This window comes from Trebonia sp. (assembly GCF_030042015.1).
Lineage (GTDB): Bacteria > Actinomycetota > Actinomycetes > Streptosporangiales > Streptosporangiaceae > Trebonia.
The window spans coordinates 1-19,277 of sequence record NZ_JASIAL010000574.1 but is presented as its reverse complement, the minus strand read 5'-3'; the positions used below and the strand labels follow the sequence as shown (position 1 = coordinate 19,277).

Genomic DNA, 19,277 nt, shown 5'->3' with positions numbered 1-19,277 from the left:
TCCTGAAAAGCCGACCATGAAGATTCGTCAAGCATGAACCAGCGCCGGTCGGCCAATACCTGCTCGGCAGCGATGCTTGCGCTGTCGAGAACGAACTCTGTAACGGTTTTACTAGTGGCTTGAGCAGCCAATCTAATAAGCGTGTCCTGCCTAGCCGTCGCACGTAGGTTGAGTCGAGTTTCCCGGGCGGGCTTGGGTTCCGCCTCATGAGCAGTGTCGTGGGTCTCCATGGCTTGTTCCCTCCGTACTTCAGAGGTCAGTGTACGTATGTCGTCTGTACAAGTCAAGCCATGTACAGCCAGGGTACGTACAGGAGCGGCTAGATGCGTGTGTAGCCGGGCTTCCGCCCACTTGGATCGCCGCTACTCCCGGGCTTGGTTGGATGCGCGCAGTGAGCCCGTTGCGGACATGCTGGTCATCTGGAGGCGCCTGGATGCAAACCGTTGGCACGCTCCTGCTCGGCTGGTATCGGTCCAGCTCAGTTCATGTGCGGATGATCACTCAGGATGGCCGCAGCGCGGATGGGTCGCTGTACCTGCGTGCTGTACAGCTCGCGGTCCGTTCGATCATTCATTGTCAAGCTAATCTTGACGAAGACATGTTCGAAGCGGCTTCGCCCGTTCCTCCCCTCAACCCGACAGGCGCTCATGGGGTCCGGGGGACTCACGGCTAGGTCTAGTCAAGAGTGGGCCGCCTGATTTTGGCGGACCATCGAAGACGCGACCAGCGGGAGCGCTCTTGACGGGCCAATCGAGCGCCGGTTTGAGGGGAGAAGCCGCATGCTGCGCTTTCTCCAGCCATGCGCGCATCCGGCCGCAAAATGCCAGCCTCACCCGCACTGATCGGCTACACGCGGTGCCGAAGACTCGCGTAACGGCGGGCAACCACCGGCCTGCGGGAGCGGGGATAGCCGCCCGGCGTCGGGGCGCGTCCTCGGCAGCGCCCCCGCGCGAGAGAGGGCGCGCCAAGCCGACGCCACGGGCGCGGACCGTCCCCCGCCCATTCCCCGCTGAGGCCCTGGCCGGGGTGGTCATCTCCGCCGCGCCTCACGCACCAACTCTTCGGCACTTCGCGTCTTCAGCTCACGATCCCTGCGCAGGCTGAGGCCCGGCGCTGGCGTGCCGAAGGCGCGCCCTTGAAGCCGTATAGAAAGTTGTCACAACCCTTTCGGGCGCGCGTTGTCCTATCCCGGTAGATGCTTGACACCGCAGTCCCAGTTCTTGCTTTACAGGTGCCTCTGATCGGTTTTGCTGTCACTCGTCGTTTGCGGGCGGCGGGGTGGCGGGAGGCCGGGATTGGCACTGGTGGAGGTGTCCGTTGTCGAGCAGCGCTACCGGGCTGTTCTCGAGGTCAGGTCCGGGGTTCCGGTGACGGAGGTCGCGGCCCGGTTCGGAGTGTCACGGCAGAGTGTGCATGCCTGGGTCCGCCGTTATGCCGAAAGCGGCCTCGGAGCCCTGGCGGACCGCTCAAAGCGGCCGGAGTCGTGCCCGCACCAGACCCCGGACGAGGTTGAGGTCGCGGTCTGCGAGGTGCGGCGCGAGCACCCGCGGTGGGGTCCGGTGCGGATCGCCCACGAGCTCGGGCGCCTGGGCGTGGTCCCGGTGCCGTCGCGGATGAGCGTCTACCGGGTCCTGGTCCGCCACGGCCTGATCGAGCCCGGCCCGCGCAAGCGGCCCAGGGACAGCTACCTGCGCTGGGAGCGGGATGAGCCGATGGCGCTGTGGCAGCTGGACATCGTCGGCGGGGCGTTCCTGGCCGACGGGACCGAGGCGAAGATCGTCACCGGGGTCGATGACCATTCGCGGTACTGCGTGATTGCCTCGGTGGTCGCGCGGGCCACGGGCCGGGCGGTGTGCCTGGCGTTCGCGGCCGCGCTGCGCGAGTTCGGGGTGCCGGGCGAGGTGCTGACGGATAACGGCAAGCAGTTCACTGACCGGTTCGGCAAGGGCGGGGAGGTGCTGTTCGACCGGATCTGCCGTGACAACGGGATCACCCACCGGCTGACCCAGCCGAGATCGCCGACCACGACCGGGAAGATCGAGCGGTTTCATCTCAGCCTGCGCCGGGAGTTGCTCGATGACGCGGTGCCGTTCGCGGACCTGGCCGCCGCCCAGGCTGCGGTGGATGCGTGGGTGGTTGAGTACAACACCAGGCGGCCGCATCAGGCGATCGGCATGGCCGTCCCGGCGGACCGGTTCAGCACCGGCCGGGCGAAGGCCGAGCAGGAACTGCTGCCGCTGCGGCTGCCGTCCGTGCTGGCCCTGGCCCCGGTCCCCGCTCCGCCTGCTGACCAGCCGGGCTCTGTCCCGGCAACCGGCAGCGCCGCAGCTCCGGATACCTCGCCCGGCGCCTACCGAGGCGGGCCGGTGGAGTTCGACCGGGTGGTACCGCCCAGCGGCAACATGGAGGTGCTGGGCAAGCAGTTCTGGCTCGGCACCGCACGCGCCGGGATGACTGTCCGGTTCTGGGCCGGCACCGACGTCATCCACCTGACCATCGCCGGGGCACGGGTCAAATCGGTCCGCTCGCACCTGTCCACCGCCGACCTGGCCCGCCTCACCGCCAGTGGGGCCAGCCCGGCGGGACCGCCGCCGATACCGCCCGCCGAGCCCGGCGCGGCGATCGAGGTCGACCGTGCGGTGTCCAAAGACGGGCAGGTCAGCCTGGGCGGCCGGTACTACATCGCGGCGGAGATCCTCGGCGGGATGCTGGTGTCCATCCGGATCGAGACCGGCACCCTGATGTTCTTCGACCCCGCCAGCCGGGTCCTGCTGCGGACCCGGCCTAACCCGCTGACCTGGGACCAGGCCCGGCTGCTGCGCGGCGCCCGCCCGGCCGGGCCGCCCCCGCGGCCGTCCGCCGAACCGGTCACCGTCCAGCGGCGGGCCAGCAACACCGGGATCATCATGGTCGCCGGGCAGAAAATCGCCCTCGGCCGCATCCACGCCGGGCAGGTTGTCACCGTCCACGTCGCCGCCGAGACGATCACCATCGACCTAGGCGGCGAGGACACCAGGACCGTCCGCCGGACCACCACCCAGCCAGTGCGCAGCATCAAAGCCCACCGGCCCCGCCAGCGACAGTCGGGCACCGCATGACCAGGCCCTGCGATCATGAACCCGTGTCAGCAGACGACCACCCCAGCGAGCAGTGGCTGGCCATCGGCCTGGACCTCACCCTGGTCCCCACCGCAGACGGCGGCCGCCAGACCCCGGTGCTGTTCACAGAGCCGCTTCGCTACCGGCCCAACTGGGGCCTGCCCGGCATGACCGGCACCGACCAGACCGGAGCCCCGCTCCTGTGCTCCTCAGCCGCCACGCTCGCACCCGGCGACAGCGCCCGCGCCGTCATCATCCCGCTGACCGACGCGCACATGACCGAATGGCGCCTGCTCAACGAAGGCGACCGGCTGCGCATGTTCGAAGGCCCGAGGGTCTGCGGCCACGCCGTCGTCCGATGGACCGAGAACACCAGCCTCCCGATTCCCGGCACCGACAAGGACCGGTTCACCATCTGGGCCAACTCCAGCGATGACCGCCCCAGACCCGCATGACCCAGCCCCGCAAGGCTGCCTATGTTTCCTAGGCAACCTGTAAAGCATGTCCTGGGACTGATCTGTAAAGCATCAGGTGGGACTAGACATGATAGGCACGCTTCGGGCGGTATCAGACAGGCATTCTAGGTTGGGATGGTGTACTGCAGGATGAGCGTGTCTCCGGGGATGATCGAGATCATCACTCGCACGGGCTTGTCGGCGGCGGTGTACCCGGTGCGGATGTGCTCGGCTACCGGTGTTCCGGCCGCTATTCCCAGGCGCCTGGTTTCTTCCGGCGTCGGCATCCGGGTGATGATCTCGTCGATGTCGTAGACCTGCTCGTATCCGGCTTCGGCCAGGATGTTCTCGCGGGTGGTGTCCTCGGGCTGTGCCAGCTCGGCCAGGGCTGGGCCGCCCAGGGCTACAGCGCCGCCGACATCGACCCCCTCGCCCGCGGTACCGCCTGGCTGCTCGCCGAAACCGGCGTGCCCCGCCGGATCCGCACCGCGTTCCTCACCGACTCCGACATCCGCCACCTGGCCGCCTACGCCGCCCAGCTCCGCCGGAAGGACACCCCCCATGCCCGCTAGCCAGCACACCCGCGCACGCGGGAACGCTGTCAAGCCGGGCTTGACACCAGACCGGCGACGGCGGCACGTCGAGAACGATGAGTACGCCGCCTTCGTCCGCCGCGTCCTGCGGGCCTACGCCCGCCGTATCGCAACCGGCGACATCGACGCCATCACCGAACTCAGCGGCCTTTCCGAGGACGTGGAAACCGCGCTCGGCAACGCCGTCGCCGGACTCCACCTGCTCGGCTACTCCTGGGCCGACATCAGCACCCGGCTCGGCGTCACCCGCCAGGCAGTCCACCAGCGCTGGGCAGGCACCCGGCCATGACAGGCAGCGGCGCGGCCGCGCCCATCGCCCCCGAACCCGAACACGGTCCGGGGCCGGTGGCAGCAGCCGACGACGTGATCACCTGGGCCGACTTCCGCGCCTGGGAACGCCAGGTCAAAAGCTCCGGTGCCTGCTCGCATCCGGTCCGGCTGCATGGCCGCATCGACGCCATCGACCTGGCCACGGGGGAGACCGCCCCGGTCTACGACACGTCCGCCGAACCGGGCGGCGTGCTTCACGTGGCCTGCGGCAACCGCCGCGAATCGCGCTGTCCCTCGTGCTCGGCGGTCTACAAGCGCGACGCCCGCCAGCTCGTCCGCGCGGGCCTGACCGGCGGCAAGGGCGTCCCCGAATCAGTGGCGACGCACCCGTGCGTGTTCGCCACCCTGACCGCCCCCTCGTTCGGCCCCGTCCACTCCCGGCGCGTGCGCGGCAAGACCGTGCTCCCGTGCCGTCCCCGCCGCGACGCCAGCAAACGGGCCTGCCGGGAGCACGGCCGCGATATCTCATGCAATGTCCGTCACTCGCCCGATGATCCCCGGCTCGGCCGGCCGATGTGCCCGGACTGCTACGACTACGAGGCGGCGGTCCTGTTCAACTTCCACGCCGGCGAGCTGTGGCGCCGGTTCACCACCTACCTGCCCCGGCATCTGGCCCGGCTGGCGGGCGTCACCGGCAAGCGGCTGCGGGCTGAGCTGCGCATCCGCTACGTCAAGGTAGCCGAGTACCAGGCGCGCGGCGTCGTCCACTTCCACGCCGTGATCCGCCTCGACGCCAACACCCCGGACGGGTTCGCCCCGCCCCCGGCCCGCTACACCCCCGCGCTCCTATGCGACGCCATCGCCCTGGCCGCCAGGGCCGTCCGCCTCGACGTGCCCGGCTCCGGGCCGCGCATCCGGCTCGGCTTCGGCCGCGAGCTCGACACGCGCCCCATCTGGTGCCAGGACTTCGCCGCGACCGGCAACCCGCTCGACGCTACGGCGGTCGCCAACTACATCGCCAAGTACGTCACCAAGGCCGTCGACGTCCCCGGCCTGCCCGATACCCGCATCCGCCACGCCTCGGAAATCGGCGCACTGCGCTGCCCCGCCCACCACAAGCGCATGGTCGCTACCGCGTGGGATCTCGGCGCGCGAACCTCGGTAGGTGATCCGCGGTTGCGGCTGTGGGCTCACCAGCTCGGCTACGGCGGGCATCCCCTCACCAAATCCCGCCGCTACTCCGTCACCTTCGGCTACATCCGCGGCGAACGCGTCACCGCCCGCCAGCTCGAGCGCCACCCCGACGGCGAACGCGACCCATGGGGCCGCCCCCTGGACGAAACCGAGGTCCTGGTGCTCGCCACCTGGAGCTACGCCGGAACCGGCTACACGCTCCGCACGCCCGCCGCAGAGCTGGCGCTCGTCTCGGCCGACATGGCACGCGGGCGCTAGCCAGACCGACGATTCGCTGTCAACCAAATCTTGACGCCAAAACCAGCTAACGGAAGGAGGCGAGCACATAACTATGAGGCCTGAACCTGACCGGCTGCTCACCGTTGGCGAGGCAGCCGAACTACTCAACGTCAAGCCCAGGTTCGCGCGTCGGCTCATCGCTGAACGCCGAATCCGGTTCACTCACGTCGGCAGGCACGTCCGCATCCCAGAATCAGCGGTCCGCGAGTTCATCAAGGCCGGGATGGTCGAGCCGACTGCTCCGGCTCGCCAGATCAGGCGCGTGGCTTGATGGTGCGCAAGCGGCGGTTTGGCCGTGTCCGCCGCCTGCCTTCGGGCCGTTGGCAGGTGCGCTACAAGGGGCCTGATGGCATTGACCACCCGGCGCCTAACACGTTCGTAACTAAGGCCGATGCCGAGCGATGGCTCGCGCTCACCGAGGCTGACATCATCAAGGACAACTGGCTGAATCCAGACACTGGCCGCGTCCTGTTCGCTGACTATGCGCGGGCCTGGGTCGCTGAGCGCCCGAACCTCAGCCCCAAGACCTTCCAGTTGTACGAGGGGCTTGCCAGGCTTCACCTGGTGCCTGGCCTTGGTTCCTTCGCAGTTGCCGACATCACCGAACCGCGCATCCGGCGCTGGCGGAAGACGCTGCTTGATTCCGGCGTCGGTCCGGTCACCGTCGCGAAGTCCTACCGGCTACTCAGGGCCATTATGAACACTGCGGTCGATGACGGGCTGATCCGCCGTAACCCATGCCGGATCAAGGGTGCGGGACAGGAGAAGTCACCTGAGCGCCCGGTCCTGACTATGCGTCAGATCTTCGTCTTGGCGGACTCGTTCGCTGACCGACGCTACCGGCTGCTCGTGCTGCTCGCGGTCTTCTGTAGCCTGCGCTGGGGCGAACTCGCCGCGCTGCGCCGCACGCACATCGATACCTCGGTTGGGCTTGTCCGGATCGAGGCGTCCGTGGCCGAACTCGCGGACGGTTCGCTCGTGACCGGGCCGCCCAAATCCCTGGCTGGCGCCCGGTGGGTCAGCATACCCGCATACCTGTTGCCTGATGTCGTTGAGCACCTGGACCAGTTCACCGGTTCCGCTGATCACAGCCTCATTTTCTGTGGCCCGAAGGGTGCCCAGCTCCGCCGCAGCAACTTCACCCGTCAATGGCGCAAGGCGCTGGAGGCGGCCGGACTGACCGGCATTCACTTCCATGACCTGAGGCATACCGGCAATATGCTGGCTGGCGAGGCTGGTGCAAACCTCCGCGAACTCATGGACCGGATGGGCCACAGCACGACACGCGCCGCCTACATCTACCAGCACCGCACGTCGCTGCGAGACAAGATGATCGCTGATCAGATCAGCAAGCGGGCTGAGGCTGAGCGCCCCCGATCGGGCACGTAGCGGGCACGCGACGACGAGCGGCTATCATGACGGATTCTGCGCGGAAATCGAAAAGCACCGAGCTACCTGGGCGTTCTCGCGTGGAGCGGGTGACGGGAATCGAACCCGCACTGTCAGCTTGGGAAGCTGATGTTCTGCCATTGAACTACACCCGCGGACGACGGGAGACCCTGCCACGTGGACGGAGTCTTCCTGATGCTCGCCCAGCTATCGTACCGGACCGGGTAGTTTGCTCGCGTGCTCCTCTCTGATCGCGACATCAAGGCCGAGATCGATTCCGGGCGGGTGAAGCTCGATCCGTACGCGCCCGAGCTCATCCAGCCATCCAGCATCGACGTGCGGCTGGACAGGTACTTCCGGGTGTTCGAGAACCACCGGTACCCGCACATCGACCCGGCGGTCGAGCAGCCGGATCTGACCCGCCTGGTGGAGACCGACGGCGAGGAACCCTTCGTCCTGCATCCCAGCGAGTTCGTCCTCGCCTCTACCTACGAGATCGTCACCCTGCCGGACGACGTCGCCGGGCGACTGGAGGGGAAGAGCTCCCTCGGGCGGCTTGGTCTGCTCACGCACTCCACCGCGGGCTGGATCGACCCTGGGTTCTCTGGGCACGTCACACTCGAGCTGTCCAACGTCGCGACGCTGCCGATCAAGCTCTGGCCAGGGATGAAGATCGGCCAGCTGTGCCTGTTCCGCACCAGTTCCCCCGCCGAACACCCCTACGGCTCTGCCGTTTACGGCTCCAGATACCAGGACCAGCGGGGTCCCACCCCGTCCCGCTCTTATCTGAACTTCTACCGCGCGAAACTGTCGGAGTAGGACGTGGTACGCGTCGGCACTGCGTACCACCACGCCCCGGGAGAAAGGCGCATTAAGTCGAAAAGCTGCAGCGCCCTCTCGATTGTGAGTATGAATAGAGTCGCCGCTGCAAAGGCGCCAGAGCCGTACAAGATCGCCTGGTGCATATTACCGCTATACGCCAGGATCCCCGCGATCAGACCAGCCACCGCGCCGCACAGCAGCGCGACCAATACAAGGAGCACTCGCTTCTCGAACGAGTTACCTTTCCGGTCCGAGTCCATCTGCACGCACCGTCGGTTCTATCTCTGATACGCTGCGTAGCAGCACGGCGGGCGCGATCGCGCCGGCGACGACACTTGATAACCGATATGCGTCAGATGCGCACTAGAACGGTAAATGCCGGCATGAGCTGACTCGTATAGCGCGTTTGATGGGGGCTGTTTCAACTTCAGGCCTTCCTCGATCGTCCGTGGATGTGACCCTGAACGGCGAGACTGCGGTCCTGCGGACTGTTTCGAGGCGGCACGCAGGTGCAGTTCTCGCTGGGAATCGTCCTTCGAATATATATTCGAAGGATTGAATCACAGCATCACGTTTCCTCCCGCGGACTGTTTCGAGGCGGCACACGGGCCGATCGTCCGGGTCAATGCCCCTGTAAGAGAGAGGTCTTTCCTGAGGCGCCGAAAATACGGTCGAAATCTCCGCGCCTCGCCGCGCTTGTGAATGACTTCCAGGAGGTGGCGGAATACCGCAGAACCAGGCCATGGGGGTCCTGGGAGTCTCTGATGATGACGCTCTCCGGGGCTGACGCCACTTCTACACACGCCCCGTTGCTTATGCTGCGCTGCGCCTTTCGCCAACCCACGCGCAGTTCACCTTCAGGCAAGGACATATCAGTCCCTTTACTATTTGTCACCCTATCGAGGAATTTAATACCGCGTCCGGTACACGTAGCACTGTAAATCACGCGTTCTTACACTGCTCGGCGAGTGCGGTGCTTTGTTATACATTGCAGCCACCCTCGCTATCATGTCGGCTGACTCTTGTGGACTCAATGCCATGGTACGCAGGCGTTGGAACACTCGATGATACCGGTCCAGGTCTTGGGGCCGCTCCAGATAGATCCAGCCCACCAAGCCCTCAACATACACCACACCGGATGCCGGACCTGCGAACTTAAGGATATGGAAGTTGCTCTCCATCGCGGGGTGCGCTCCGAGCGCATACGGTATGACTTGGATGGTTACGTGGGGCAGCTGCGCCACTTCGACGATCCGGTCCAACTGGGCGCCCATCACCGAGGGTCCGCCCACTACCCGGTGCAGCACCGCCTCGTCGAAGATCGCGTGGAACTGCAGTGGCGGTTCCCGCTCTAGCACCAGTTGTCGACGCATTCGGACCTCGACGAACTCCTCAATCCTTTCCGGCGTGAAGTCCTGGAAGCCGCTCTCGTGCATAGCCCGCGCGTAACTTGGAGTCTGGAGGAGCCCATTGACAACAGTGGGCCCAAAGTAGCTGACTGAGGTCGCGGCTTCTTCAAGGCCTACATACGTGGCGAAGTCCAGCTCAAACGGCTGCCACCACCCTTGCTGCTTGCCTTCCGCTGCAAGCCTGGTTAGGTGTTCACGCTGGGCCTGCTCCGTAACCAGATATATGTCGCATAGATCGCGTATGTCCCGCGGAGTGGCACCACGGTGGCCGGTTTCCATGCGGCTCACCTTCGACGGAGAGCACAGCAGTTGCGCAGCCACCTGGTCCACCGTAAGCCCGCGCCCTTGACGGAGGGCCCGCAGCAGGGCACCGAGCTCCCGTCGGCGGAGTGTAGGGCTGCGCACTTCCGACACTGGAGGTCGCTTCCTTCCGCTTGCCCGCGACCGGCGCGCCCGTGGGGTGACCACAGATCCCGGTCATACCAAATGTGCCGACGATACATGCCGATGGCACATGAGTATGTCATTTGTTTTTGTCACTTGCCAATGGCACCAGACGGAGGCATCCTGAATCTGACCGCAGTAGGCATCCTCAAGCGACCCGCACGACAACGGGGTCGAGCGGTGACCCGAGGGGTTACCGATCCGAGATCGCTAGCCACCGGGGGTCGCGCGAGCTGGCGATTGAATTAGGAGGCCCTGCCATCCCACTGCACGCACTGCGTCCGCTTCCGCTGTGCAAGAGCGTACGCCGCCCTGCCAGAAACGGCAGGAAGAAACGCCGCCGCGTTCCAGGAAGACAGCCAGTTTGTCCACTGCACGATCCCCTGGAAACACCGCTGGGCCGGTGCTGCCACACCGACCCAGCAAAACACCAGTCATCCTCAGGAACCACCGAGAAGGGCTAGTGACGTGATCAACACTACCAACGTGCTCGGGAAAGACAACCCCCGATGGCCAATTGGTAACGCAACGGAAACGATGCAGGTTCTGGGCGCAGGTACGCGGGTACCACGCGGGCACGCACCGGACCGGCATGGCCGGGCACTGCCACGAACCGGCACAACGGGCCGCCCGGCCACCGTGGTCGCGGGCACCTTCCGCGCCGCGGCCGCCTGCGTCGCCACCTGGCTGACCGGCCTGCTGCGCCGGGCGGGCGACCGGCTCTTCGCGATGAACGACGCGGAGGCAGGCTGGCGCGGCTGGCAGGTCACCGTGCTCAACGGCGGCCTCGCAAGGCAATACAGGGACGGGGGATTCGACACGCTCTGTAATCCGGGGGGACGACCCCCCGAAGCCCCCCGGCATGGGAGGGCTCCCGCCGCCCCATCCCCCCCTGGCGGAGAACGGTAGTGGCGGCGGGCCGGCCGGGGCGGCCGAACGATCCGAGCGTGATGTCCAGCCTCGAGTCCGCTGTCCGGCAAGTCCACCGCCCCGGTCCTCTCGAATTCGCCTGGCACTGGCGCTGGGAAATCGGGATCCTCGCCGTCACCGCCGGGCTGTCCGCCGTCATCGCGGCCAGCCTCGGCTTCCTCTGGCTCGCTGCCGCCGCGGGGGCCGGGCTGGCGGCCGTCGGCGCGCTATTGCGCTGGCCGCCAGCCCGCAAGCGGCTCGTCGCCCGGGCCTGGTGCGTCATCACGCCGCACCGGGTCAGGGCGGGGTGCGTCAACGCCTGGGTGCAGACCAGGAGCGGCAGGCTGCCGTTCGTCCTCTACGCCGTCCCCACCGAGTGCGGGGAGCGGGTCCAGCTGTGGTGCCGGGCGGGCATCACCGGGGTTCCGGGGGGTCGTCCCCCCGGGCTAGCAGAGCCCGAACGAACCGAGCCGACTCCGCACGGCTGGCCCTTCACCCGCCGAGTGGACGACGCCGCCCTGGACGACTCCCAGGAGTCGGACCCAGCCTGGTCCTGAGGAGTTACGCCCCGGCCTCCTCGCCCCGGGGGGAGGCGGAGCCGACCGACCGGGCGAGCAGCTGCGCGACGTCGATCACTTCCAGGCTCTGTTTGGCCTCGCCTGAGGCTTTCTTGGCGTTGACGGCGTCGCCGAGCATGACCATGCAGTACGGGCAGGCGGTGGAGACGGTGTCGGGGTCAAGCGCCAGGGCCTCCTCGATCCGCTCGGTGTTGATCCGCTTGCCGATGCGCTCTTCCAGCCACATACGGGCCCCGCCGGCCCCGCAGCAGAAGCCGCGATTCTTGCAGCGGTGCATTTCCTGCGCCTGGGTGCCGGGCACCGCGTCGATGATTTCCCTGGGCGGGCTGAACACCTTGTTGTGCCGACCGAGGAAGCACGGATCGTGGTAGGTGATCTTCTCCTGAACCGGGTCCACGGGGGTGAGCCTGCCCTCTGCCACGAGCCGGGCCAGCAGCTGGGTGTGATGGATGACCTCGTAGTTCCCGCCGAGCTGCGGGTACTCGCGCGCGATCGTGTTAAAGCAGTGCGGGCACGACGCGATGACCTTCGTGATCCCTGCGTCGTTCAGCGTCTCGACGTTCTGCTGGGCCAGCATGGAGAACACGAACTCGTTGCCGAGCCGCCTGGCCGGGTCCCCCGTGCACGCCTCGGCCGGCCCGAGCACCGCGAACCGCACTCCCGCGGTGTGCAGCAGCTCGGCGATCGCCTTGGTGGTCTTCTTCGCCCGGTCCTCCAGCGCCCCGGCGCAGCCGACCCAGAACAGGTACTCGACGTCGGCGCCGATCTTCCCGTCGACCACCGGGACGTCGAAGTCCAGCTCTGTTATCCACTCGGCCCGCTTGTCTTCGGCCATGCCCCACGGGTTGGCCTTGTTCTCCAGGTTCTTCAGCATGGTCGCCGCCTCGGTGGGGAAGGCGGATTCGATGAGCACCTGGTGGCGGCGCATCCCATCGATGTGGTCGATGTGCTCGATGTCCACCGGGCACTCCTCCACGCAGGCGCCGCAGTTGGTGCACGACCAGAGCACGTCAGGGTCGATCACCCCGCGGGCGTCCTTCGTGCCGACCAGCGGGCGCTCGGCCTCGGCCCTGACCGCGTCCGGCAGCTTTTCCCGCGCCTCGTCAGAACCGGCCAGGATCCACGGGGCCTTGGCGAAGGCGTGGTCGCGCAGGTCGAGGATGACCTGCTTGGGCGACAGGGGCTTGCCGGTGACCCAGGCCGGGCACTGGGACTGGCAGCGGCCGCACTCGGTGCAGGTGCCCAGGTCCAGCAGCCCCTTCCAGGTCAGGTCCTCGATCTTGCCCAGGCCGAACACGTCGGTGTCGGGGTCGGCCTCCTCGAAATCAAGCACGTTCCCGTTGCTGCGCATCGGCTCGAGCGGGCCCAGCGCGTTCGGGCGGCGGGAGAACAGGACGTTCACCGGGGCAAGCGCGATGTGCAGGTGCTTGGAATAGGTCACGATCACCAGGAACGCCAGGATCACCGCGAGCTGGGCCAGGATGAAGGTGGCCTCGAGCACGCTGTTGACCCCGGAGCCGAGTGGGGACAGCGCCTTGCCGATCACCCAGGAGGCGAACGCCCAGGCGTGCGGATACGGGAACACGCCGGTGTCCTGCTGCGCTCCCCTGTAGAGCAGGAGGGTGGCGATGACCAGGAAGATCATCCCGAGCACGACCCAGGCCGCGGTGGTGTGCGAGCCGAGAAACCGCGACGCCCGGCCCTCCCGGCGCGGGTCGTCGCGCAGCCGGATCACCGTGAACGTGATGATGCCCGCGAGCACCCCGACGGCGAACAGGTCCTCGATGAACCCGATGAACGCCCAGTGCCCGATGCCCGGGATCGCGAACGTGCGGGAGAACAGGTCGCCGTACGCCTCGATGATCGTCAGCAGCAAGACGATGAACCCCCAGAACGTCGCCGCGTGCGCCGCCCCTGGCACCGACCACTTCAGCAGCTTCCGCTGCCCGATCACCTCGGTCAGCTGCGTGCCGACGTCCTTGCCGACATGCTCCTTGGCGTACGCCAGGCGTTCGGGCGCGGGCTGGCCGCTCCTCGCCAGCCGCGTCAGCCACCACAGCCGCCGCCCGGCGACCGCGAACGCGATCGCGGTCAGCCCGAGCCCGATAACCATCCGCAGGACCACGCGGAACCTCCTTATCCGGAGGACCAGCGTAGCCCTGCGGCTCGTGATACCGAAGATCGCGTTGTCAGCCGAGCCCGGGGCCGCCACAGGGCAGCACCTGCGCCGCGAGAACGTTGCGCGCCCAGGGAATGATCCCGGCCGGCGAAAAGTTGAGTGTGATTGACTCAAGTCATTTGACACCGGGGCTTGCCTGGGGCAGGCTTGAGCGCGGAAGACTCAACTTCACACACTACGAGGACTTGCTCATGGCACGTGCAGTAGGTATTGACCTCGGGACGACGAACTCGGTTGTGGCCGTCCTTGAGGGCGGGGAGCCCACGGTCATCGCCAACGCGGAGGGTTCGCGGACCACTCCGTCGGTCGTCGCGTTCGCGAAGAACTCTGAGGTTCTCGTCGGCGAGGTCGCGAAGCGGCAGGCCGTCACCAACGTGGACCGGACGATCCGTTCGGTCAAGCGGCAGATGGGGACCGACTGGACCGTCACCATCGACGGCAAGAAGTTCACCCCACAGCAGATCAGCGCCTTCATCCTGCAAAAGCTCAAGAGGGACGCCGAGGCCTACCTGGGCGAGAAGATCACCGACGCGGTGATCACCGTCCCCGCGTACTTCAGCGACGCGCAGCGGCAGGCGACGAAGGAGGCCGGGCAGATCGCCGGGCTTAACGTCCTGCGGATCATCAACGAGCCGACGTCGGCGGCCCTGGCCTACCACCTGGAGAAGGAGCAGTCGGCCAAGATCCTGGTCTTCGACCTGGGCGGTGGCACGTTCGACGTGTCCCTGCTCGACGTCGGCGACGGCGTCGTCGAGGTCGAGGCGACCAGCGGCGACAACCACCTGGGCGGCGACGACTGGGACCAGCGGATCGTGGACTGGCTGGTGCAGGACTTCAAGGCCGGCTACGGCATCGACCTGTCCAAGGACAAGATGGCGCTGCAGCGGCTGCGCGAGGCGGCGGAGAAGGCGAAGATCGAGCTGTCGCAGTCGATGGAGTCGCAGATCAACCTGCCGTACATCTCCCACTCGCCGGACGGCCCGCTGCACCTGGACGCCCGGCTCACCCGCGCGGAGTTCCAGCGGATGACCTCTGACCTGCTCGACCGCTGCAAGGCCCCGTTCCAGCAAGTCATCAAGGACGCCAACGTCAAGATCAGCGACATCGACCACGTGGTTCTCGTGGGCGGCTCCACCCGGATGCCGGCCGTCGTCGACCTGGTCAAGTCCCTCACCGACGGCAAGGAGCCGAACAAGGGCGTCAACCCGGACGAGGTCGTCGCCGTGGGCGCCTGCCTGCAGGCCGGGGTGCTCAAGGGCGAGGTCAAGGACATCCTGCTCCTGGACGTGACCCCGCTGTCGCTCGGCATCGAGACCAAGGGCGGCATCTTCACCAAGCTGATCGAGCGCAACACCACGATCCCGACCAAGCGGTCGGAGATCTTCACCACGGCGGACGACAACCAGCCGTCGGTGCAGATCCAGGTCTTCCAGGGCGAGCGCGAGATCGCGGCGTACAACAAGAAGCTCGGCATGTTCGACCTGACCGGCATCGCGCCGGCGCCCCGCGGCATCCCGCAGATCGAGGTCACCTTCGACATCGACGCCAACGGCATCGTGAACGTGTCCGCCAAGGACCTGGGCACGGGCAAGCAGCAGTCGGTGCAGATCACCGGCGGCTCGGCGCTGCCGAAGGAAGACATCGAGAAGATGGTCCGCGACGCCGAGCAGTACGCCGAGGAGGACCGCAAGCGGCGCGAGGAGGCCGAGGTCCGCAACCAGGCCGACACGCTCGTCTACTCGACGGAGAAGTTCCTCGCCGAGAACGACGAGAAGGTGCCCGCGGACATCAAGTCCGAGGTGCGCGAGGCGATCGCCGACCTGAAGAAGGCGATCGAGGGCAACGACGTCGACACGATCAGGAACGCGAGCGCGCACGCCGCGCAGGTCAGCCAGAAGATGGGCACCGCCATCTACCAGGCGGCCCAGGCCGCCCAGGCGGCTCAGCACGCCGAGGACAGCGCGGGCACCTCGGGCAGCGAGTCTGACGGCCCGCATGACGAGGGCGTCGTCGACGCCGAGATCGTGGATGAAGGCGAAGGCGGAGCTGCCTGATGACAGCACCCGACGACATGGGCACCGGTCCGGTGATCCGCGATCACCGGCGGATCGACCCTGTGACCGGGCAGCCGAGGAGAGGCAAGCACGCGGCCTCCCAGCCGGCTGGCACCACTGGTGCCAGCCGGCTGGCCGGGGCGGGGGCCAACCCGGCCCGGCACGGCAAGGACGACGGAGAGGACGAGGGCGTGAGCACCGCCGAGACGAAGCAGCTCACCGAGGCCGAGGCGGCCGAGGACGCGGCCACGCAGGAACTGCGTACCCAGCTCGAGGAGCGCACCGCGGACCTACAGCGGCTGCAGGCCGAGTACGCCAACTACCGCAAGCGGGTGGACAGGGACCGGGCGACGGTGCGCGAGCAGGCGGTCGCCATCGTGCTCAACGAGCTGCTGCCCGTACTCGACGCCATCGGCCAGGCGCGCGAGCACGGTGAGCTGTCCGGCGGCTTCAAGTCGGTCGCGGACGCGCTACAGGCCGCGACAGGCAAGCTCGGGCTGGTCAGCTACGGCCAGCGCGGCGACGTGTTCGACCCGAAGATCCACGAGGCGCTGACGCACGGCTACTCGCCTGACGTCACGGAAGACACCTGCGTGGAGATACTCCAGCCCGGCTACAAGGTGGGCGAACGGATCCTCCGCCCGGCCAGGGTGGCGGTCGCGGAGCCCGCCACAGGGCCAGACGGGAGCGCCAACGCAACCGGGTGGCCGGCCGGGGAAGAAACGAACGACTAAAGAGCCCAGCGAGGCCAGATGAGCACGAAGGACTACCTGGAGAAGGATTACTACAAGACGCTGGGCGTTCCCAAGACAGCGAAAGCAGCCGACATCAAGAAGGCGTACCGCGACCTCGCGCGCAAGTACCACCCCGACGCGAACAAGGGCAACGCCGACGCCGAGGAGCGCTTCAAGGAGATCACCGAGGCGTACAACGTCTTGTCCGACGAGAAGCAGCGCAAGGAGTACGACGAGGCCCGCTCGCTGTTCGGCGGCGGGTTCCGGGTTCCGACGGGTAACCGGACCGGAGCCGGCGGCGGGTTCGGCGGCTTCGACCTCGGTGACCTGTTCGGCGGCTCGGGCGAGAGCGGCGACCGGCTCGGCGACGTGCTCGGCGGGATCTTCCGCGGCCGCGGCCCGCAGAGCCGGGCCAGGCGCGGCGCCGACGTGGAGACCGAGACCACGCTGTCGTTCGGCGACTCGATCGACGGCGCTACCGTGTCCCTGCGGCTGACCGGCGAGGGTCCCTGTCCGGTCTGCCACGGCACCGGCGCCAAGGCCGGCACCGTGCCGAAGGTCTGCCCCGACTGCCAGGGCACTGGCCAGCAGAGCAGGAACCTCGGCGGCTTCGGGCTCTCCGAGCCCTGCAAGACCTGCCGGGGCCGCGGCCTGGTAGTCGATGACCCCTGCGCGTCCTGCGGCGGCAGCGGCCGGGCGATGAGCTCACGGACGATCCAGGCCCGGATCCCTGCGGGCGTCGCCGACGGCCAGCGCATCAGGATCGCAGGCAAGGGCGCGCCAGGCGAGCACGGCGGCAAGGCCGGCGACCTGTACGTGCGGGTGCACGTAACGCCGCACGGAGTGTTCGGCCGGACCGGGGACAACCTCACGGTGAGCGTCCCTGTGACGATCTCCGAGCTGGCACTGGGCGCGGAGATCAAGGTCCCCACGCACCGCGGTCCCGCGGTCACCGTCCGGATCCCGCCGGGCACGCCAAACGGCCGGGTGTTCCGCGTGCCGGGCCGCGGCGCCCGCCGCAAGGACGGAACGCTCGGCGACCTGCTCGCCACCGTCGAGGTGGACGTGCCGCAGAACCTCAGCAGCAAGGCCCGCTCGGCGCTTGAGGACCTGCGGATAGCCACCTCAGGCCATGACCCGCGCGAGGAACTGCTCCGCCGGGCCAGGCAGGACTGACCGGGATAGCCAACCACGAAGCTGGCAACCGAAAGGAGATGACATGACCAGCCCATACGAGCTGTCCGACGAAATGCCCGTGTACGTCATCTCCGTGGCCGCGAACCTGTCCGGCATGCACCCGCAGACGCTGCGCGGCTACGAGAGAGTCGGACTTGTGGTGCCCCGGCGCACCGCCGGCGGAGGCCGCCGCTACTCGATGCGCGACATCCTCGCCCTGCGGGAGATCCAGCGGCTGTCCCAGGAGGAGGGGATCAACCTCTCCGGCATCAAGCGGATCCTGGACCTGGAACGCGAGCTCGAACACGCACGGCTGATGGCGGCCGAACTGCACGCCGAGGTGGCGCAGCTGCGAGCCGAGCTCGAGTCCACCCGCGCGGTCGCGGCCCGGCTCGCCGAGCTGCGCCGGACGAAGGCCGACCCGGCGGCCGCGCTCGTGCCAGTCCGCACTACCACCCGAGTCACCTTCTGGCAGCCTCCCGCCGCGCGGGATGACCATCAGGGCACAAGTGAATAACGAACGAGGGGGATTACCCACCCATGGACACCAAGCTCACCAGAAAGAGCCAGGAGGCCCTGTCGGTAGCGATCCGGCGGGCCGCAGCTGACGGCAACCCCCAGGTCGATCCGCTGCACCTGCTGGTCGCCCTGCTCCAGCAGCAGGACGGGACGGCGCAGCCGCTGCTTGAGGCTGTCGGCGCCGACCCGTCCGACGTGCGCAGCAGCGCGACGGCTCTGCTGTCCCGGCTGCCGCAGACCCGCGGCGCCACGGCCAGCGCGCCCGAGCTGTCCAGGCAGATGCTGTCGGTGATCAACACGGCGGGAAGCCTGGCCAGCGACATGGGTGACGACTACGTCTCCACCGAGCACCTGCTGGCCGGCCTGGCTGCCGGCAGCGGGCAGGCGGCCAAGCTGCTGCGGGACGCCGGCGCCAGCGCTGACGCGCTGACCAAGGCGTTCACCAAGGTGCGCGGCAGCGCGCGGGTCACCAGCGAGGACCCGGAAGGCACCTACCAGGCGCTTGAGAAGTACGGCGTCGACCTCACCCAGCAGGCGAAGGACGGCAAGCTGGACCCGGTCATCGGCCGGGACGCCGAGATCAGGCGCGTGGTGCAGGTGCTGTCGCGGCGGACCAAGAACAACCCCGTGCTGATCGGCGAGCCGGGCGTCGGCAAGACGGCTGTCGTCGAGGGGCTGGCGCAGCGGATCGTGGCCGGCGACGTGCCCGAGTCGCTGCGCGGCAAGCGGCTGATCGCGCTCGACCTGGGCAGCATGGTCGCCGGCGCCAAGTACCGCGGCGAGTTCGAGGAGCGGCTGAAGGCCGTGCTCAACGAGATCAAGCAGAGCGACGGCCAGGTCATCACGTTCATCGACGAGCTGCACACCGTGGTCGGCGCGGGCGCGGCCGAGGGCGCGATGGACGCGGGCAACATGCTCAAGCCCATGCTTGCCCGCGGTGAGCTGCGCATGGTCGGGGCTACCACGCTGGACGAGTACCGGCAGCGGATCGAGAAGGATCCTGCCCTGGAGCGACGCTTCCAGCAGGTGCTCATCGGCGAGCCGTCCGCCGAGGACACCATCGCGATCCTGCGTGGACTGAAGGGCCGCTACGAGGCGCACCACCAGGTGCAGATATCCGACGCCGCCCTGGTCGCCGCCGCGACCCTGTCGGACCGGTACATCACCGCCCGGTT

The 19,277-nt window shown here is 67.7% G+C and carries 18 protein-coding genes, 1 tRNA gene and 1 pseudogene; 14 read left to right on the top strand and 6 right to left on the bottom strand.

Annotated elements, in window-relative coordinates; genetic code table 11:
* The coding region (locus Q1N79_RS30510; RefSeq protein ID WP_300614589.1) for a DUF1778 domain-containing protein at positions 1 to 230 on the bottom strand (230 nt) is incomplete at its 3' end.
* A 1,071-nt stretch (positions 231 to 1,301) separates the two neighbouring features.
* Here Q1N79_RS30510 and Q1N79_RS30505 point away from each other — a divergent pair.
* Positions 1,302 to 2,201 (top strand): annotated as a pseudogene (locus Q1N79_RS30505) (IS481 family transposase); the annotation flags it as partial.
* Between the two features lie 920 nt (positions 2,202 to 3,121).
* Entirely contained in the window at positions 3,122 to 3,553 is a 432-nt protein-coding gene (locus tag Q1N79_RS30500; RefSeq protein WP_300614588.1) for a hypothetical protein, read from the top strand.
* 125 nt (positions 3,554 to 3,678) lie between these two features.
* On the opposite strand, the gene Q1N79_RS30495 is transcribed toward Q1N79_RS30500, so the two are convergent.
* Entirely contained in the window at positions 3,679 to 4,071 is a 393-nt protein-coding gene (locus Q1N79_RS30495) for a UTRA domain-containing protein (RefSeq protein WP_300614587.1), read from the bottom strand.
* A 94-nt stretch (positions 4,072 to 4,165) separates the two neighbouring features.
* On the opposite strand from Q1N79_RS30495, the gene Q1N79_RS30490 reads away from it, so the two are divergent.
* The 4 genes from Q1N79_RS30490 to Q1N79_RS30475 all read left to right on the top strand — a co-directional run bounded on the left by Q1N79_RS30490 (position 4,166) and on the right by Q1N79_RS30475 (position 7,278).
* Positions 4,166 to 4,435, top strand: a complete 270-nt coding sequence (locus tag Q1N79_RS30490) for a hypothetical protein (RefSeq protein WP_300614586.1) — start codon at positions 4,166 to 4,168, stop codon at positions 4,433 to 4,435.
* The gene (locus tag Q1N79_RS30485) at positions 4,432 to 5,868 is read left to right on the top strand and encodes a replication initiator (RefSeq protein ID WP_300614585.1); all 1,437 of its coding nucleotides are present in this window, start codon (positions 4,432 to 4,434) and stop codon (positions 5,866 to 5,868) included. Before Q1N79_RS30490 ends, Q1N79_RS30485 begins: the two co-directional genes overlap by 4 nt.
* A gap of 73 nt (positions 5,869 to 5,941) precedes the next feature.
* Positions 5,942 to 6,160, top strand: a complete 219-nt coding sequence (locus Q1N79_RS30480) for a helix-turn-helix domain-containing protein (RefSeq protein WP_300614584.1) — start codon at positions 5,942 to 5,944, stop codon at positions 6,158 to 6,160.
* Positions 6,160 to 7,278 carry a site-specific integrase gene (locus Q1N79_RS30475; RefSeq protein WP_300614583.1) on the top strand — a complete coding sequence of 373 codons (1,119 nt, stop codon included), beginning with the start codon at positions 6,160 to 6,162 and terminating at the stop codon, positions 7,276 to 7,278. Before Q1N79_RS30480 ends, Q1N79_RS30475 begins: the two co-directional genes overlap by 1 nt.
* An 81-nt stretch (positions 7,279 to 7,359) precedes the next feature.
* Here Q1N79_RS30475 and Q1N79_RS30470 read toward each other — a convergent pair.
* Positions 7,360 to 7,433: transfer RNA gene (locus tag Q1N79_RS30470), tRNA-Gly, on the bottom strand.
* Positions 7,434 to 7,515: 82 nt separating this feature from the next.
* On the opposite strand from Q1N79_RS30470, the gene dcd reads away from it, so the two are divergent.
* On the top strand, positions 7,516 to 8,097 hold the full coding sequence (dcd, locus tag Q1N79_RS30465) for a dCTP deaminase (protein ID WP_300614582.1): 582 nt from the start codon (positions 7,516 to 7,518) through the stop codon (positions 8,095 to 8,097).
* Positions 8,098 to 8,722: 625 nt separating this feature from the next.
* On the opposite strand, the gene Q1N79_RS30460 is transcribed toward dcd, so the two are convergent.
* Positions 8,723 to 8,971, bottom strand: coding sequence for a DUF397 domain-containing protein (locus tag Q1N79_RS30460; RefSeq protein WP_300614581.1), 249 nt, complete (start codon positions 8,969 to 8,971; stop codon positions 8,723 to 8,725).
* 37 nt (positions 8,972 to 9,008) lie between these two features.
* Positions 9,009 to 9,914: a helix-turn-helix transcriptional regulator gene (locus Q1N79_RS30455; protein ID WP_300614591.1), complete on the bottom strand. Its 906-nt coding sequence runs from the start codon at positions 9,912 to 9,914 to the stop codon at positions 9,009 to 9,011.
* Positions 9,915 to 10,592: 678 nt separating this feature from the next.
* Here Q1N79_RS30455 and Q1N79_RS30450 point away from each other — a divergent pair.
* Positions 10,593 to 10,862, top strand: a complete 270-nt coding sequence (locus Q1N79_RS30450; RefSeq protein WP_300614580.1) for a hypothetical protein — start codon at positions 10,593 to 10,595, stop codon at positions 10,860 to 10,862.
* A 41-nt stretch (positions 10,863 to 10,903) separates the two neighbouring features.
* Entirely contained in the window at positions 10,904 to 11,419 is a 516-nt protein-coding gene (locus tag Q1N79_RS30445; RefSeq protein WP_300614579.1) for a hypothetical protein, read from the top strand.
* A gap of 4 nt (positions 11,420 to 11,423) precedes the next feature.
* On the opposite strand, the gene Q1N79_RS30440 is transcribed toward Q1N79_RS30445, so the two are convergent.
* Entirely contained in the window at positions 11,424 to 13,553 is a 2,130-nt protein-coding gene (locus Q1N79_RS30440; protein WP_300614590.1) for a (Fe-S)-binding protein, read from the bottom strand.
* A gap of 257 nt (positions 13,554 to 13,810) precedes the next feature.
* On the opposite strand from Q1N79_RS30440, the gene dnaK reads away from it, so the two are divergent.
* The 5 genes from dnaK to Q1N79_RS30415 form a co-directional block, all read left to right on the top strand.
* Positions 13,811 to 15,673, top strand: coding sequence for a molecular chaperone DnaK (gene dnaK / locus Q1N79_RS30435; RefSeq protein WP_300614578.1), 1,863 nt, complete (start codon positions 13,811 to 13,813; stop codon positions 15,671 to 15,673).
* Entirely contained in the window at positions 15,673 to 16,407 is a 735-nt protein-coding gene (gene grpE / locus Q1N79_RS30430; RefSeq protein WP_300614577.1) for a nucleotide exchange factor GrpE, read from the top strand. Before dnaK ends, grpE begins: the two co-directional genes overlap by 1 nt.
* An 18-nt stretch (positions 16,408 to 16,425) precedes the next feature.
* On the top strand, positions 16,426 to 17,583 hold the full coding sequence (dnaJ, locus tag Q1N79_RS30425) for a molecular chaperone DnaJ (protein WP_300614576.1): 1,158 nt from the start codon (positions 16,426 to 16,428) through the stop codon (positions 17,581 to 17,583).
* 43 nt (positions 17,584 to 17,626) lie between these two features.
* Positions 17,627 to 18,100: a helix-turn-helix transcriptional regulator gene (locus tag Q1N79_RS30420; protein ID WP_300614575.1), complete on the top strand. Its 474-nt coding sequence runs from the start codon at positions 17,627 to 17,629 to the stop codon at positions 18,098 to 18,100.
* 23 nt (positions 18,101 to 18,123) lie between these two features.
* Positions 18,124 to 19,277: Clp protease N-terminal domain-containing protein (locus tag Q1N79_RS30415; RefSeq protein WP_300614574.1), on the top strand; the 1,154-nt coding region annotated here is incomplete at its 3' end.